General features: G+C 37.0%; 13 protein-coding genes and 1 other annotated feature. Of the genes, 5 read left to right on the forward strand and 8 right to left on the reverse strand.

Translation table 11 applies throughout. From position 1 onward, the window contains the following. The first annotated feature begins 9 nt into the window (after positions 1-9). The 3 genes from V1L66_RS19080 (at position 10) to V1L66_RS19090 (ending at position 2,198) form a co-directional block, all read left to right on the forward strand. The gene (locus V1L66_RS19080; RefSeq protein WP_312123781.1) at positions 10-768 is read left to right on the forward strand and encodes a lytic transglycosylase domain-containing protein; all 759 of its coding nucleotides are present in this window, start codon (positions 10-12) and stop codon (positions 766-768) included. Positions 769-988: 220 nt separating this feature from the next. Continuing rightward, entirely contained in the window at positions 989-1,396 is a 408-nt protein-coding gene (locus V1L66_RS19085) for a hemoglobin (protein WP_004227447.1), read from the forward strand. Continuing rightward, positions 1,389-2,198: a DsbA family protein gene (locus tag V1L66_RS19090; RefSeq protein WP_036076678.1), complete on the forward strand. Its 810-nt coding sequence runs from the start codon at positions 1,389-1,391 to the stop codon at positions 2,196-2,198. Before V1L66_RS19085 ends, V1L66_RS19090 begins: the two co-directional genes overlap by 8 nt. 388 nt (positions 2,199-2,586) lie before the next feature. Here V1L66_RS19090 and pepF read toward each other — a convergent pair whose 3' ends face one another. The 4 genes from pepF to spxA form a co-directional block, all read right to left on the reverse strand. Next, entirely contained in the window at positions 2,587-4,404 is a 1,818-nt protein-coding gene (gene pepF, locus V1L66_RS19095; protein ID WP_036076680.1) for an oligoendopeptidase F, read from the reverse strand. Positions 4,405-4,454: 50 nt separating this feature from the next. Beyond that, positions 4,455-5,576: a competence protein CoiA family protein gene (locus tag V1L66_RS19100; RefSeq protein ID WP_333006259.1), complete on the reverse strand. Its 1,122-nt coding sequence runs from the start codon at positions 5,574-5,576 to the stop codon at positions 4,455-4,457. Positions 5,577-5,764: 188 nt separating this feature from the next. Further along, the gene (mecA, locus tag V1L66_RS19105) at positions 5,765-6,433 is read right to left on the reverse strand and encodes an adaptor protein MecA (protein ID WP_004227456.1); all 669 of its coding nucleotides are present in this window, start codon (positions 6,431-6,433) and stop codon (positions 5,765-5,767) included. Positions 6,434-6,867: 434 nt separating this feature from the next. Then, positions 6,868-7,263 (reverse strand): transcriptional regulator SpxA, encoded by a 396-nt coding sequence (spxA, locus tag V1L66_RS19110; RefSeq protein ID WP_025116803.1) that lies wholly within the window; start codon positions 7,261-7,263, stop codon positions 6,868-6,870. A gap of 491 nt (positions 7,264-7,754) precedes the next feature. Further along, positions 7,755-7,976: a binding site (T-box leader), on the forward strand. Positions 7,977-8,092: 116 nt separating this feature from the next. On the opposite strand from spxA, the gene trpS reads away from it, so the two are divergent. After that, on the forward strand, positions 8,093-9,082 hold the full coding sequence (gene trpS / locus V1L66_RS19115; RefSeq protein ID WP_333006260.1) for a tryptophan--tRNA ligase: 990 nt from the start codon (positions 8,093-8,095) through the stop codon (positions 9,080-9,082). 2 nt (positions 9,083-9,084) lie between these two features. Here trpS and V1L66_RS19120 read toward each other — a convergent pair whose 3' ends face one another. From V1L66_RS19120 to V1L66_RS19130, 3 genes are all read right to left on the reverse strand, one after another. After that, positions 9,085-9,306 carry a hypothetical protein gene (locus tag V1L66_RS19120; RefSeq protein WP_016994330.1) on the reverse strand — a complete coding sequence of 74 codons (222 nt, stop codon included), beginning with the start codon at positions 9,304-9,306 and terminating at the stop codon, positions 9,085-9,087. A 106-nt stretch (positions 9,307-9,412) separates the two neighbouring features. Then, positions 9,413-10,654, reverse strand: a complete 1,242-nt coding sequence (fabF, locus tag V1L66_RS19125) for a beta-ketoacyl-ACP synthase II (protein ID WP_048392031.1) — start codon at positions 10,652-10,654, stop codon at positions 9,413-9,415. Between the two features lie 30 nt (positions 10,655-10,684). Continuing rightward, positions 10,685-11,623, reverse strand: coding sequence for a beta-ketoacyl-ACP synthase III (locus V1L66_RS19130; RefSeq protein ID WP_048392032.1), 939 nt, complete (start codon positions 11,621-11,623; stop codon positions 10,685-10,687). Positions 11,624-12,088: 465 nt separating this feature from the next. Between V1L66_RS19130 and V1L66_RS19135 the strand changes: the two genes are divergently transcribed. Continuing rightward, a complete protein-coding gene (locus V1L66_RS19135) occupies positions 12,089-12,283 on the forward strand; it encodes a YjzD family protein (protein WP_004227469.1) in 195 nt (64 codons plus the stop codon). A 49-nt stretch (positions 12,284-12,332) separates the two neighbouring features. On the opposite strand, the gene V1L66_RS19140 is transcribed toward V1L66_RS19135, so the two are convergent. Beyond that, positions 12,333-14,459: an AAA family ATPase gene (locus V1L66_RS19140; protein ID WP_333006261.1), complete on the reverse strand. Its 2,127-nt coding sequence runs from the start codon at positions 14,457-14,459 to the stop codon at positions 12,333-12,335. Positions 14,460-14,652: the final 193 nt, after the last annotated feature.

Raw genomic sequence — 14,652 nt, forward strand, 5'->3', positions numbered from 1 at the left:
TCTGACTCCTTGGATATTCAATCAATAAAATCTTTACTAGAAATTCAGGCATTGCAAACACTTGGATCTAGCGAAAGTTCATCCACAGACAATGAGTCTATTTTTTCAGACATGATTAACGAATTATTAGGAGAAACGTCGACAGCAAGGAATGCTAAATTATCAAGCTTGCTTGCTACAGGCACATCAAATAATTCAAATTTCATCAATCAGCTGGCTACTTCTGAGCAAAGTCCATTAGAATCATTTCTTTACAAAGGCTCTAATGCCGTGTTCATACCTGAATCAGTCAAACAAGCTTTAGCAAACACATATGCTACTAACAAACTTGAATCCTATGTTTCAGACGATGTAATAGGTTCTACAGCATATGCCAATTCACTAGCAGGAGCAAATGAATATACGGCCATTATTGAAAAAGCGGCCGCTACTTATCAGATACCTGCAAAGCTTATTGCAGCAGTTATTAAACAAGAATCTAATTTTAATCCAACTGTAGTAAGCCATGCAGGGGCGCAAGGTTTAATGCAACTTATGCCCACAACAGCACAATATTTAGGTGTGACTAACGCTTTTGATCCAGAGCAGAATATTATGGCTGGAGCAAAATATTTGCGTCAAATGCTGGATAAGTTTAATAATGACCCTACATTAGCATTAGCAGCCTATAATGCTGGCGCATCTCGTGTTACAAAATATGGAGGAATTCCTCCTTTTAAAGAAACACAGAATTATGTCAAAAAAGTGATGAATTACTTTACAGTGTAATCGCATTTTTCCCGTTTTCTATGTCATTTCCAACAAATTTCACCCATAGTGGTGAAATTTGTGCTTTTATAGCGAACAGCAATTCGAAAGAGCTCTTTGTTTGTGTTAACGAAAAGACGTTGATAGAATGAAGGTAGTCACAAGAATTTCACATTTTGATGAGGATGAAGTATACAATATGGTACTTTACGATATAAAGAATTAAAGGAGCATATAACTTATGAGTCGAAAATACACTGTTCCTTATGAGGAGCTGGGAGCTGAAAAACTGTCAGAACTCATTCATGCGTTCTATAAAAGAGTTGCTCAGCATCCTGATCTTATTCCAATCTTTCCAAAGGATTTAACAGAAACAGCCCGTAAACAAATTCAATTTCAAACACAGTATTTAGGGGGTCCAAATCTTTTTACTGAAGAACATGGTCATCCAATGATGCGTGCACGTCACATGAATTTTCCTATTACACCTGACCGCGCTCAAGCTTGGCTAGAGTGTATGTCAGAAGCAATGGATGAGGTAGGTTTGGAAGGGAAGTTCCGTGAAACTTATTATCAACGTTTAGTATTAACAGCTCATCACATGGTTAATACGCCAAATGACGATGAGGGGGAATTGTTACGTGAATAATATTCAAATGTTGCAAGAGCCAACGCCAACGATTTCTACTGCAAACAAGCCAATTGAATTGTATATTTTCGTAGATCCACTTTGCCCTGAAGCTTTCAGCATGCAAGCAACTCTTCGTAAATTACAGCTTGAATACAACCATTACTTCACATGGCGCTTTGTTTTAAGCACAGAACTTACTTCTTTAAACTGCTTAAGTAAACGTGTCAAAGGTTGTATTTCAGGAATCGAACTTGATATTAATCACCCTGTTTTACCTTCTATCGCTATTAAAGCCGCTGAATTACAGGGGAAGCGTGCAGGTGCACGTTATTTATCAAAACTACAAGAATATGTATTATTAAGTCATCAAGATGTAAACTCCTATGCAACGCTTTTAAAAATAGCTGAGGATGTTCAACTCGATATGAATGAGTTTACTGTTGACTTTGGTTCTAAGGAGGCAGCACGTGCTTTCCAATGCGATTTATATATTAAACGCGAAATGGAAGTGGAAGAAGTACCAAGTATCGTATTTTTCAATGAATGTATTGAAGATGAGGGACTAAAAGTTAGTGGTAGCTATTCCTATGAAGTTTATGAACATATTTTACAAGAAATGCTGAATGAACAGCTTGTTCGTCAGCCATTACCATCAATAGAGGACTTATTTTCTAAATTCCATACTCTTTCTACTAATGAAATAGCTTTTATCTATTCATTAACAGAGCAAGCAGCAGAGCGTGAACTAAAGAAACGTATGCTGCAACAAAAGATCGAACGAATCCAGACTACTCACGCTACGTTATGGCGTCTTAAATAATACAATAAACCAAAGGGACTCCAGTCATCATGATGGAGTCCCTTTTTAAGATAACGCAAAATACAAAGAAGCGCCTCTATCCTCGACCGATAGAGACGCTTCTTTTTCACAAAGGGGATGGGAGAAATGTTCACGTTCAAACAAAGGGGTGTATGTTTGTTTTGTGATTTATTTCACAAGAATTACTCTATCACGGAATAATATATTTAGCAATGAAACCAATACTAGATTCACAAATTTGTCAAATAGAAAGCGATTACAAACAGTATTTTTCCAAGATGCACACTTTAAACCTATTTATAAATCAAAAAAAATCATTATTCTTTCCTTTTCAATTATGCTGTTATAAAAAAAACGGGCTATAGGAACATTCCTATAGCCCAATCAATTAGTTATTCAACAATAATTTCTCCAGTTCGTTTAAACGTTCTTCAAATACTTTACATGCATCTTCGATTGGCTTAGCCTCGTTCATATCAACGCCTGCTGCCTTTAATACTTCAATAGGGAAATCAGAGCATCCTGCTTTTAAGAAGTTATTAATATAACGTTCTACAGCTGGTGCACCCTCCTCTAAAATTTGTTTACTCAATGCTGTAGCGGCGGATTTACCCGTCGCATACTGATAAACATAGTAATTATAGTAGAAGTGTGGGATACGAGCCCATTCTAAGCCAATTTCCTCATCCACTACCATATCATCACCGAAGTACTTTTTGTTTAATTCATAATAAACTTCTGTTAAACGATCTGCTGTCAACGACTCACCGTTCTTATCCATTTCATGAATAAGATGTTCAAACTCTGCAAACATTGTTTGTCTGAATACCGTACTTCTAAAACCATCTAACCAATGATTTAATAAGTAGATCTTTTGTTGTGGGTCATCAATTGTTTTCAGTAAATAGTCATTTAATAACTCTTCATTACAAGTAGACGCTACCTCTGCCACAAAAATAGAATAATCTCCATAAACAAATGGCTGGTTGTTTCGTGAATAATAACTATGAACACTGTGGCCGAATTCATGTGCTAATGTAAATAAATTGTTCACATTGTCTTGCCAATTCATTAAAATATACGGATTCGTACCATATGCGCCTGATGAATAGGCTCCACTACGCTTCCCTTTATTTTCTAAAACATCGACCCAACGGTTATCCAGTCCGTTTTGAACGATGCTTTGATATTCCTCCCCTAATGGAGCTAAAGCTTTTACTAAAATATCTTTCGCCTCATCATAGGAAACCTTCATTTCCACCTCTTTAACAAGTGGCGCAAATAAATCCCACATATGCAATTCGTCTACGCCCAATAATTTCTTACGCAACGAAATATAACGTTGCATAGCTGGTAAATACTTATGAATTGTTTCCACAAGTTGATCATAGACAGTTTCCGGGATGAAGTTATTAGACATGGCAGCGTGGCGTGCAGATTCATAATGACGAATTCGAGCACTTACATTATGCTTCTTCACATTACCAGTTAGCGTAGCCGAGAACGTATTTTTAAACTTGCCATACGTTTCGTACATCGCTTTAAATGCGCCTTCACGTACAGAGCGATCCTTGCTCTCTAAAAACTTGATATAGTTACCATGTGTAAGTTGTACTTCTTCCCCCTCTTCATTTTTCACATGAGGGAATACCATGTCGGCATTATTTAACATGCTAAACGTATTAGATGCTGAACCCGTTACCTCAGACATTTGTGCTAGTAATGCCTCCTGTTCAGCTGGTAACACATGTGGACGTGCCATCGTAATTTCTTTTAAAGATTGCTTATATAGTTGTAGGTCTTGATTTTCTGCTAAGTAGCCCTCAATCGTTTCTTCATTTAATGACAGGATTTCTGGCGTTAAATAGGAAAGGCCAGCTGAGATACTCGTTGCCAATGTTTGTATACGGCTGTTCATATCTTGATAAAAGCTATTAGTCGTATCTTGATCATAACGCATATGAGCATATGTGTAGAGCTTCATTGCACGTTCATATATATGATCATGATACTGCAAAGCTGCTAATAATGCTTCTGCCCCATTATTTAAAGTACCTGCATAGCTAGGTGCTTGTTTAGCAAGCTCTGCAACCTCCTTCAATTCTTCTTCCCAAGCTGCATCTGTTGCAAAGATATCCTCTAAGCGCCATGTTAATTCTTCTGGTACTTCTTTTCTAACCAAAACCTGATTACTGTTACTAGCCATTATGCCAGCCCCCTTTATATGTGCTTTTTTCCTTTTACTCTCATATTTTCTCAGTATATTGTGGCAATTGCAAATAAATGTACATAGACTTGCTCACAATTATCTAGTAAATCATCTTCATGGTTCATACGCTTAAGTAGATGCCCATAATTTTGAATAGCCCTTACTGCTTGTTCGGTTACTTCTAGCTGATGCTGACATAAAAAATTTTCCATCTGTCCCCTTGTTAATTCAAATGGTTGACGTCCTAATTGTTTACTAAAATATACTAGCATCGTTTGCCATTCACTCGTGAACAAAGAGATAGATGCTCCTTCTCTCACTGGAATCCCAATGTAAGGCGGCATCGCAGTAAGAGAAAGATTTAATTCATAGCAATTACGTAAAAATGGATCTTGTGCTCCCTTCTTGCTATGTAAAAGACGATTAGACGCAAATTGCCTACAACTCTGTTTATAGAGCTGCCAATAGCGTTGAAATTCTTCTTGAGTAATACGTTGAGGTATATAAAAAGGAAAAAGTTGTTGATCGATCGGAATTTTCTGTACTTTACCTATGAAAGTATGCCCGTGAACATGAAGAAGATTCGTCCAATAAATAAATTGGGCTGTCCCCGCGTTGTATGTTAGTAAATAAGGCAAGCCTGTTGTCGTTGTTATAAACGCTTTTTGAAGCAATGGAGAGATTCTAATTTTTCTGATGCCGTTGGTGGATTCTTTGCTTTGTGGAGTTTGAAATAGCCAAATTGCTTGTATATCGTTTCTTTCATAGCCCATTGTTCGTTGTCGCCATTTTTCATGAGAGATTGAACTACATTGAAATTCAACTGCGAACTGCTCCTCATCTATCGTAACGAGCAAATCAGGTCGCTGAGAAAGCTCTTTTAAATAGGGCTCTAATTTCACCTGATGTCCATGCTTTTTGAGCCATTCATATAATTGTATTTTACCTTGTAAATGTAATGTAGATTCACCTTCTGCGAATAGCTGTGAACATTGGTTTTTTGTGAAGTGCGCAAAATGAGGAATGTTATAGTTACCTATTTTCAATTGAACTTGTTCTAAACATTGAGGGCAAAAAAATTTCATCTGCCGCCTATATCGCTGCAAAGCTTTCCTCGTATATTGATATGGGAGAAATAGTTGCTGTTGATTGTTATAGGCAATAAGCATATAATCAGCTCCTTTTTTAACAACTATAATGGAATGGATTTTCACTAACAAAAATAAAGCAGTTTTTTCTTGAAATTTTAAAAATGCGATGTTATTTCTGTGATGTTGAAAGCATAAAAAAAGGACTGTAGTGAACTCGATTCATCTACGAGTTTCACTACAGTCTAAAATAATTAGTGGTTCATTGCCTATGCAAAGTATTTTCGCACTGTTTCAAAGCAATTGAATTCCATAATCTTTTCACCGTACTCCTCTAGACGATGAATTGTAAAATTGGATGGTGTTAAAAATTCCTTGATAACTGCATTTCTATCATGACGATTTAAATCCTCATCTGCGTTTCCGAAATCAACAACTAGATAGTACCAATTTTCATATTTGAATAATGAGGAATCCACTAATTCATCTGTCATTCGTTTTGCGACAGGGATTAACTCATCAATATCTTTAAATTTATAAACATAAATGTCTGTATCCATAAATAATTCTGACTCATCCATGTCACCAAATTGAGTTAGTTGGCTAAGAAGATCCTCTCCAACTTCATCGAATGGCGCAAACATATCTTTGTGTTCATCAAAATTCGAATGACCATCTAATGTTTCACCGTCTTTTAAAATATGTGCACGTGTGACAATGATTTCTAAGCCTACTTCAGAAGCATTGATATGAATCCAAATCGGACCCTCTACATCAAAATAATCCTCCGTGTTTACTTCATCAATCATATCCCAAAAAAGTTGTTCACCCTTTGCTCGATTGTACCAAATTTCTTCACGACTATAGCCGCGATCCTCTATATCATTGTACGTAATAAAGAGCTTGAGTGTATTTTCATTTACACGTTCGATGTCCACTAGACCTCATCTCCCTTCACTGTCATATGTCGAAAAACAGTTTTGTTTCATTAGTATGCTTTTATTCTTTGTTTTTAACCTTCATACTGCATTTGTTTTTCAACCTTTGACCACACTACAGTAAAACCATCGAGTAACCATAAACATGAGTTTTTGTGTTCACAGTTGTCTCTAACTCTATTGTATGCTGTTCTGTCATAAAATGAAAAGGATATACACCGTTTCACAGAAGATATTTGAATTATTGAAATTGTAGTAAACTATTTAACTTAAATCAAGTTTAACATACTTTTACGGAAATATATGACTTTTCCCTATTAATTATTATACTTCATATAGAAGGTTTTACAGAAGTAAAACATAAAAAAAAGATGTCACAACATGTATTCCACATTTGTAACATCTATTACATATATTATTCAGAAAAGAAAGGTTTAATTCACCATTCGTTGCGCTTCTTGTAATTGATATGCTCGAACTTTTCGAGGTAAGAAACGACGAATTTCATCTTCATTGTAGCCAACCTGCAGACGTTTTTCATCTAAAATGATTGGTCTACGTAATAATCCAGGATATTCCTGAATTAATTCATATAAACGCTGTAATGGTAAACTTTCAACGTCCACATTTAATTTTTGGAATATTTTCGAACGAGTAGAAATAATTTCATCTGTTCCGTCTTCTGTCATACGTAAAATTTTTTTTATTTCACTAATGCTGAGTGGTTCAGAAAATATATTACGTTCTGTATATGGAATTTCGTGCTCCTCTAACCAAGCTTTCGCTTTACGACAAGAGGTACAACTTGGTGATGTAAATAGGGTTACGATCATTCTGACACATCCTTTCATTTCAAAATCATTATCTATAAACCAGAACCAGTGTGTTAAATTAGAATTAATGTAATGTAAAATACACAGTACCATTATACAGTACTCTGCTGTATTTGAATATAGTTCCAATAAAAAAAGTCTGAACCTATCCCTAAATATTCTGTCTATTTATACAGCTTTTTAATGTAGTGTATTTTCTTCAAGCTTATGTGCTACTACTACCATTCCCACTTTTAGAGCATTTTAAACATCCAAACATCTATCTTAGTTGTTCTCATTTAAGAAAAATAAACGAGAAAATTGTCATTCCGACGTGTACACCTCAATAATTTTTTAATAAAAAAATATAAATTTATAACAAAATTACATAACAAAAAAAGCATATAATTTTTTCTCGAAAAAAAACACCGTCAAAAGTCTGACTTTACACAAAGGAATCTTTATAATATAATTTTTTGCAATCAAATCAATTTGAACAATTTAAATTGAGAAAAACGCTGACGAAGAGTAGTACATATGCTAATTCACGTATAGAGAGTCTGTGGTTGCTGCAAACAGATCGTGGATGCATGTGGAATGGACTTCCGAGTTAGCTTTGTGAACGCTACTTGAAGCTATTAGCAAAGCTCGTCCCTTCACGTTACGAAGCTGAGTGGCCTTTTTAGGCAAGCTGGGTGGTACCGCGGATTCAAACATCATTCGTCCCTTCATTAGAAAAAATCTAATGAGGACGCATGATGTTTTTTTGTCTTCATCACCAAGTTGAAAGGTGAAGACAACGCTGTGACACAAGTTACAGCAATTGAATTCGAGGAGGAATTTTTTAATGACAACTATTTTTTCTGGCGTACAGCCTACAGGTATCGTAACATTAGGGAACTATTTAGGAGCATTCAAGCAGTTCCCGGCACTACAAGATGAAGGAAACGCTATTTATTGTATCGTTGATCAACATGCCATCACTGTTGCACAAGATCCTAAAGAATTACGAGAAAGTATTCGTAAGCTTGCTGCTACCTACATTGCTACTGGCATTGACCCTAAAAAATCGACATTATTTATTCAATCAGAGGTGCCAGCGCATGCTCAGGCAGGATGGATGTTACAATGTGTTGCGTCTATCGGTGAGCTAGAACGTATGACACAATTCAAAGATAAATCACATGGTAAGGAAAGCGTATCTGCTGCTCTTTTAACATATCCACCGCTAATGGCTGCAGACATTCTACTTTATAACACAAATATTGTCCCTGTCGGCGATGATCAGAAGCAGCATATTGAGCTAACTCGTGACCTTGCAGAACGCTTTAACAAACGCTTTGGCGATGTTTTAACGATTCCAGAAATTCAATTACCAAAAGCAGGTGCACGCATTAAATCCTTACAAGAGCCAACAAAGAAAATGAGTAAATCAGATCCAAATACGAAAGCGACAATTCGCTTATTAGATACTGCGAAAGACATTGAGAAAAAAATTAAATCAGCTGTAACTGACTCTGACGGCATCGTTGCATTTGATGTGGAAAATAAACCAGGTGTTTCAAATTTATTGACAATCGAATCAGCTATTTCAGGGGTAGCCGTTGAAGATTTAGTCAAAAAATATGAGGGAATTGGTTATGGTGGATTCAAGCAGGGTGTAGCAACAGCAGTAATTGAACACCTAACACCTATTCAAGAGAAATTCTATCATCTAGTAGAATCATCAGAATTAGATGTCATTCTAGATGAAGGTGCTGAAAAGGCGAATGCGATTGCTAGTACTACATTAAAACGTATGGAAGATGCTATGGGTCTTGGTCGCGCACGTAGCTAAACTTACGGCTTGTCTGAGGATCGATCAAAGCCCAAATCAAGCACAACTGCGCAGATGATGATACAGGCTCCTACCGCCATATAAAATTCTGTTGTTTGAAAAATAAATTTGAAAACAACCTTCCATGAATAACCTAGTGTGCGGTAATTTAAATACAATATGAGATTCCCTACAGAGAGGATCATTAAGCCATAACTTACTAAAAATAAAAAGAGACGAAACATAGTAATGGCATCCTTTCTATTTCTTCTTACTTATCATTTATTCACAAAACTATAAAAAAAGACGTCAGCCATTTAAATTTGGCTGACGTTTTTTTATGTTTATCTATTATGCTTCATATTTTTTGAATAGGAGACTTGCATTATGACCACCAAAACCAAGAGAATTACTCATTGCATATTGAATATTTGCTTCTCTTGCTTCGTTTGGAACATAATCTAAATCACATTCAGGATCAGGATCTTTTAAATTGATTGTAGGTGGTAAAATCCCTTCTTTAAGGGCTAATGCTGTGAAAATAGCTTCCACACCACCTGCTGCTCCTAATAAGTGACCCGTCATAGATTTTGTTGAGCTCATTGCAAGGTTATACGCATGATCACCAAAAGCAGTTTTCACAGCTTGTGTTTCGAATAAATCGTTATATGGCGTACTTGTACCATGGGCATTAATATAATCAACTTGTGATGGCTCTACGCCACCATCTGTTAATGCTTGCGTCATCGCACGTGCTGCACCTTCACCCTCTGGAGCTGGAGCCGTAATGTGATGCGCATCCCCAGTTGCACCATAACCTAAAACTTCAGCATAGATTTTGGCACCACGAGCTTTTGCATGTTCATATTCTTCTAAAATGACAATACCCGCTCCTTCTCCGATAATAAAGCCATCTCGGTTTTTATCGAATGGGCGACATGCAGCTTGTGGATCTTGATTTAATGATAGTGCTGTATTGGCACAAAAACCTGCAACCGCCATTGTTACGATTGGTGATTCAGCACCACCAGAAATCATAACATCAGCATCTCCACGCTCAATTACTTTAAAGGCATCACCAATAGAGTTTGTGCCTGAAGCACATGCCGTTACAGAACAAGAATTAATCCCCTTTGCACCAAAGTGAATAGAGACTTGGCCCGATGCCATATCAGGAATCATCATTGGGATAAAGAAAGGACTAACACGTCTTGCGCCACGCTCTTGGAATGTTAAAAATTGTTGTTCATATGTTTCCATCCCACCGATACCAGAACCAATCCATACACCTGCACGTGGAGCTAGCTCTTCATCAATTGTTAGCTGTGCATCTTCCATTGCCATAATAGAAGCCGCTAATGCGTATTGTGTGAAGCGATCCATTTTACGTGCTTCCTTACGATCAATGTATTTTTCAATATCAAAGTCCTTTACTTCTGCGGCGATTTTTGCGGCAAAAAGATCTTTATTTAAACGTGTCAGCTCACCAATGCCAGATTTACCAGCTTTAATGTTTGCCCATGTTTCTTCGATGCTATTTCCTAGTGGTGTAACTGCGCCAATTCCTGTAATTACTACTCGTCTTTTACTCATTGTCTTACTCCCCTCAAGCATTTTTCCTACTTATTTTCCCCATCTCATGGCTACGGCACCCCATGTTAAGCCGCCACCAAAACCTACAAGGACTAATAAATCATCCTCTTTAATCTTACCTGCTTCGAGCTCATCTACCAAGGAAATACCAATAGATGCTGCTGAAGTATTTCCGTATTTATGAATCGTTTTTGACATTTTTTCTGGTGGTAGCTCTAAACGCTCACGTGCAGATTCCATAATACGTATATTTGCCTGATGTGGCACTAGGAAATCAACGTCTTCTTTTGTTAATCCCGCTTTCTCTAATACATTAACAGCCGATTCACCCATTTGTCGAACAGCAAATTTAAACACTTCACGACCATTCATCGCAATTGTATCTTGCTTTGTTAAATAAAGATTCTTTCCGCCTGTACCATCTGCACCAAGTTCAAAGGATAGAATACCTCTACCTTCAGAGACTTGCCCAATGATAGCTGCACTGGCACCATCGCCAAATAATACAGCTGTATTGCGATCTTCCCAATCAACGACTTTAGACAGCTTTTCAACACCTACTACTAAGACATATTTATAAGCATTTGCCTCAACAAAGTGCTTTGCTGTCACTAAACTATATATAAATCCTGCACATGCTGCTGCTTGATCCATTGCTGCAGCATTTACTGCTCCGATTTGTTCCTGAATCATACAAGCTACACTTGGAAAAGTTTGATCCTGTGTGACAGTTGCTACAAGAATTAAACCAATTTCCTCAGGCGTAATACCCGCATTTGCAATAGCTTCTTTTGCAGCAGCTACTGCCAAATCTGAAGTTTCCTGATCATCTGCCGCAAAATGACGTTCTTCAATGCCTGTTCGAGTACGAATCCATTCATCAGAAGTATCCATGATTTTTTCCAAATCAAAATTTGTAACGACCTTCTCAGGAACATATTTGCCTATTCCTATAATACCTGCGTTCATATAGCAACCCCTCAGCTTTCTTACTATCAATTATTAGTAACTGGTCATAATTATAACGCATATAAAAGGAATGACGCAAGATGATTTAAAATTTATGCGGCTGAGGGTAGTGTTCTTTGAATATAGAAGTGAAGAATTTTATGGAATGAGGTTTTTCTGTTTAGAGCTTTATCTATCGTACTTTGTTGAGCTTGTTCATTATTTTTCAAAGCACCTTGCATCATGTATGAGCGGTGTTCTTCCCTTTTGGAGCACTTTTCACCCGCTTAGGAGCGCATTCCCCTATTTCAGAGCTGTTCCTAAATACTTTACATTACCAAACATAAAATACTAAATCTCATATTTGTTGTGACAAAATCGCCATGTTTCACATAAATCGTTCATTTTTTTTTGATTTATGTTATGATATGATAATGAATATGAGTAAAACCTTATGATGAAAAAAGTTCGGTTGAGGTGAAATTAATGCAATATATCGTAACGTTCATATGGTCATTCCTACTAGTTTCTATGTTAAACTACGTAGTCAGCTCTGTACTTGGTGTACCATTTGATTTCAAAACTGGAGCAATCGTTTCTGTTGTATTCTCCATCCTTATCTTTATTATTGGAGCAATCATTCCAAACGACCCTACACCAGAAGCTGCAGACCATCATTAATTCAGCTAGAAAAAACCTGTTCAGCTTCATGCCGAACAGGTTTTTTCTGTTATTTTTCCACAACACATTGACCCTCATGCATTTTCACATGCAACGTCTCCCCTGGTAAAACTTCTCCGCGTAATAGTTCTTTAGCAACGGCTGTTTCGATATGTCGCTGTACAAAGCGTTTTAGTGGTCTTGCCCCAAATTGGGCATCTGCACCTTGCTCTACTACCCAATCAATGACATCTTGCTCGACAGATAAAGTAATTTCTTGCTCTGCTACACGTTTAATCAATTGCTCCACATACTTCCAGGCAATCGCAGTAAAATGTTTAGTAGATAATGCATGGAAGAAGATGATATCATCCATTCTGTTTAATAGCTCAGGTTTAAAATGTTGTCGTAGGGCTGACATGACTAAGTCCTCCACAGCCTCATCATTTTCCTTTGCCTCCATTAAATAACTTGATCCGATATTCGAAGTTAAAATGACTACTGTATTTGTAAAATTCACCATTCGTCCCTGACTATCTGTAATGCGCCCATCATCTAAAATTTGCAATAAAATGTTCGCCACATCAGGATGAGCTTTTTCAATCTCGTCTAGTAGCACCACAGAATAAGGATTTCGGCGAACTGCTTCCGTTAGTTGTCCACCTTCCTCATAGCCCACATAGCCTGGAGGAGCCCCAACAAGTCGAGACACACTATGTTTCTCCATGTATTCACTCATATCAATCCGAATAAAGTGATCTTCTGAATCAAATAACTGTGCAGCAAGTGCCTTGGCAAGTTCTGTTTTACCTACACCAGTTGGACCTAAAAATAAAAAGCTACCAATAGGTCGGTGTGGATCTTTGATACCTGCACGTGCACGCCATACCGCTTCTGTCACTAATTGAACTGCTGTATCTTGTCCAACCACACGTTCATGTAATGTATCCTTTAAACGTAATAGTTTTTCACGCTCACCCTCTACTAATTTTGTTACAGGGATTCCTGTCCAACGTGAAACAATTGCAGCGATTTCATCTGCTGTTACCTCTTCACGTAAAATACGAGATTCTGCACCGTTCTCTAATTCCTTTTCAAGTACCTGAATGTCTTTTTCAAGTGTTGGAATTTTACCATGACGTAATTCAGCAGCTTTATTTAGATCATATTTACTTTCTGCCTCATCTAGATCACGACGATATTTATCCAATGTTTCACGTTTTTTCTGAATATCGTGTAGTTTTTCTTTTTCTGCTTCCCATTGTTGTCGCATGCCCTTAGATGATTCTTTTAACTTAGTTAATTCTTCGCGTAATTGCTCCAGACGTTTTTTACTTGCCTCGTCCTTTTCCTTACGCAATGCCTGTTCCTCAATTTCAAGCTGCATAATACGACGTGTGACTGCGTCTAATTCCTGTGGCATTGAATCAATTTCTGTACGAATCATTGCACAAGCCTCATCAATTAAATCAATGGCCTTATCAGGTAAAAATCGTTCTGTAATATAGCGATTGGATAGTTCTGCTGCCGCAACAATTGCTCTGTCATGAATACGTACTGCGTGATGTAATTCAAAGCGTTCCTTTAAACCACGTAAAATGGATACCGTATCCTCTATAGATGGCTCACGTACTAGTACTTGCTGGAATCGACGTTCTAAGGCAGGATCCTTTTCAATGTAAATACGATATTCGTCTAAGGTAGTAGCACCAATACAGTGTAATTCACCACGTGCTAGCATAGGTTTTAGCATATTTCCTGCATCCATAGCGCCATCTGTTTTTCCTGCACCTACGATCGTATGAATTTCATCAATAAATAGAATGATTTGTCCTTCTGATTCTTTTACTTCTTTTAGCACACCTTTTAAGCGTTCTTCAAATTGTCCACGATAACTTGCACCAGCGATTAACGCACTCATATCTAATTCATATAATACACATTCTTTCAAGCCTTCTGGTACATCACCTTTAACAATACGCTGTGCTAAACCTTCCACAATTGCCGTTTTACCAACTCCTGGTTCACCGATTAATACAGGATTATTTTTTGTTTTACGTGTTAGAATACGAATTACATTTCGAATTTCTTCATCACGCCCGATAACAGGATCCATCTTGCCATTTTTTACTTCTTCAATTAAATTGCGTCCAAATTGTTCTAATGGTTTTTTATTGTCTGTTTGTTGAAATTGCATAGCTAGCACTCCTTTTATTCATATTTCTCATTATTTATATACCCATTCTTATTCATTAGAAAAAAAGTTTGACCTTTTTTGACTAACTTTATTTTACATCACTCGACAATGCTTAGCAAAGAAATCGCCCTAAAATTTTTTCACTAATTATGGAAGTTTACGTTATAATAATGGTATGTTTCTATGTTTTAGT

It is taken from the genome of Lysinibacillus sp. IITD104, assembly GCF_036698265.2.
Taxonomy (GTDB): domain Bacteria; phylum Bacillota; class Bacilli; order Bacillales_A; family Planococcaceae; genus Lysinibacillus; species Lysinibacillus boronitolerans.

Excerpts from the sequence above, each read along its gene's own strand:
- V1L66_RS19085 (WP_004227447.1), top strand. The coding sequence starts at position 989 with ATGAGTCGAAAATACACTGTTCCTTATGAGGAGCTGGGAGCTGAAAAA.
- pepF (WP_036076680.1), bottom strand. The coding sequence starts at position 4,404 with ATGGCTAGTAACAGTAATCAGGTTTTGGTTAGAAAAGAAGTACCAGAA.
- V1L66_RS19100 (WP_333006259.1), bottom strand. The coding sequence starts at position 5,576 with ATGCTTATTGCCTATAACAATCAACAGCAACTATTTCTCCCATATCAA.
- trpS (WP_333006260.1), top strand. The coding sequence starts at position 8,093 with ATGACAACTATTTTTTCTGGCGTACAGCCTACAGGTATCGTAACATTA.
- V1L66_RS19120 (WP_016994330.1), bottom strand. The coding sequence starts at position 9,306 with ATGTTTCGTCTCTTTTTATTTTTAGTAAGTTATGGCTTAATGATCCTC.
- fabF (WP_048392031.1), bottom strand. The coding sequence starts at position 10,654 with ATGAGTAAAAGACGAGTAGTAATTACAGGAATTGGCGCAGTTACACCA.
- V1L66_RS19130 (WP_048392032.1), bottom strand. The coding sequence starts at position 11,623 with ATGAACGCAGGTATTATAGGAATAGGCAAATATGTTCCTGAGAAGGTC.
- V1L66_RS19135 (WP_004227469.1), top strand. The coding sequence starts at position 12,089 with ATGCAATATATCGTAACGTTCATATGGTCATTCCTACTAGTTTCTATG.
- V1L66_RS19140 (WP_333006261.1), bottom strand. The coding sequence starts at position 14,459 with ATGCAATTTCAACAAACAGACAATAAAAAACCATTAGAACAATTTGGA.